The sequence below is a fragment of the Mycobacterium simulans genome (assembly GCF_900232995.1).
GTDB lineage: Bacteria > Actinomycetota > Actinomycetes > Mycobacteriales > Mycobacteriaceae > Mycobacterium > Mycobacterium simulans.
In genome coordinates this window covers 1-1,818 of record NZ_OCVX01000054.1, presented here as the reverse complement: position 1 = coordinate 1,818, position 1,818 = coordinate 1, and the positions used below count along the sequence as shown (strand labels likewise).

Sequence of the window (1,818 nt, the reverse complement as noted above, 5' to 3'; positions counted from 1 at the left end):
CAACGGCGGTAATGGCGGCGACGGCGGCAACGGCGGGACCGGCGGTAACGGCGGGCGCGGCGGGTTATTGATCGGTAACGGCGGGTCCGGCGGTGTCGGTGGCGTCGGTGGCGATGGCGGTGTCGGCGGCGCCGGCGATCCGACGTTCGCCTTCAACGATGGTGCTGGCGGTAACGGCGGTCACGGTGGCAACCCCGGCGTCGGCGGGTCCGGTGGCGCGGGCGGAATGCTGGCGGGTGCGCACGGTGCCGCCGGCGCCACCCCGACCAGCGGAGGTAACGGCGGTGACGGCGGCACTGGCGCTACCGGCAACTCGCCCCTTCATGCCGGTGGGGCCGGTGGTAATGGCGGTAATGGCGGGTCGGTCGGCAACGGCGGTACTGGCGGTGCCGGCGGTACCGGATTCACCGGTTCCGCCGGCGCTACCGGTACCTCCTTAAACCCGACGGGCGGTACCGGCGGTGACGGCACCGCCGGGGGCCACGGCGGTAATGGCGGTAATGGCGGCGCGCAGCACGGCAATGCCGGTGCTGGCGGCAAGGGCGGTAACGGCGGTACCGGCGGCGCCGGCGGTAACGGGTTCGACGCGGCCGCCTCGGGTTCGCCCGGCGATGACGGCGGTGCGGGCGGTAATGGGGGTAAGGGCGGCGCCGGCGGTAGCGGCGGCGCCGGCGGCACCGCGGTCGCCGGTACTAACGGCAAGGCAGGTGACGGCGGTAAGGGCGGCGACGGCGGTGGCGCCGGTAATGGCGGCGGCGGCGCCGCTGGAGACGTGACGCTGACTGTCGACCAGGGTGCCGGCGGCGACGGCGGCAACGGCGGCAACCCCGGTGTTGGCGGCAAAGGGGGGGCCGCCGGCGCTAGCTCCAATCCAGCTCTTAACGGGACGGCCGGCGCCGACGGCGCAACGCCCACCAGCGGCGGCAACGGCGGCAGCGGTGGCCGGGGCGCCACCCCGACCGCCGCGGGAGCAACCGGCGGCAAGGGCGGTAACGGCGGCCATGGCGGGTCGGTCGGCAACGGCGGTGCGGGTGGCGACGGCGGTGCCGGTGCCGGCGGCATCGCGGCCGGCAGCAGCGGCGGCAACGGCGGCAACGGCGGTCACGGCGGCAACGGCGGGTCGGTAGGCGGCACCGGCGGTAACGGCGGCAACGGCGGCAACGGCGCCACCGGAATCGATGGCAAAGACTTCTCCGCATTTGCCAACGGCGCGAGCGGCGGTGACGGCGGCAGCGGCGGCAACGGCGGCAACGGCGGTAACGGTGGAAACTCCTCCGCCTTGTTCGCTAAGGCCGGCAACGGCGGTGCCGCCGGTAACGGCGGGGCCGCCGGCAATGGCGGCAACGGCGCCCGTGGTGATGCGAGTGGGATCAACTTCAATGGTGCCGGCGGTAACGGCGGCAACGGCGGTGATGTGGGCGTTGGTGGCCAAGGTGGGGCTGCCGGGAAAGGCGCCATTCCGGCCATGAAGGGTGCGGCCGGTGCCGATGGCACGGCGCCCACCAGCGGCGGCAACGGCGGTAACGGCGGCAACGGCGCCAACACCCTATTCGGGACGAGCGGCGGTAACGGCGGCAACGGTGGCAACGGCGGGAATGTCGGCAACGGTGGTCATGGCGGTGCCGGCGGAACCGCCATCGGCGCAGGCAAGAATGGCGGTAACGGCGGCAACGGCGGCCATGGCGGGTCCGTCGGCAATGGCGGTAACGGCGGTAACGGCGGTAACGGCACTGCCGGCGAGGACGGTCAGTCCTCCATCAGCACCGGTGGTTCCGGCACGTCTGGCACTGACGGCGGGGCCGGCGGTAACGGCGGCAA

At 73.8% G+C, this 1,818-nt stretch carries 1 pseudogene; it reads left to right on the top strand.

From position 1 onward, the window contains the following. A pseudogene (locus MSIMFI_RS27050) lies at nt 1-1,818 on the top strand (PE family protein); the annotation flags it as partial.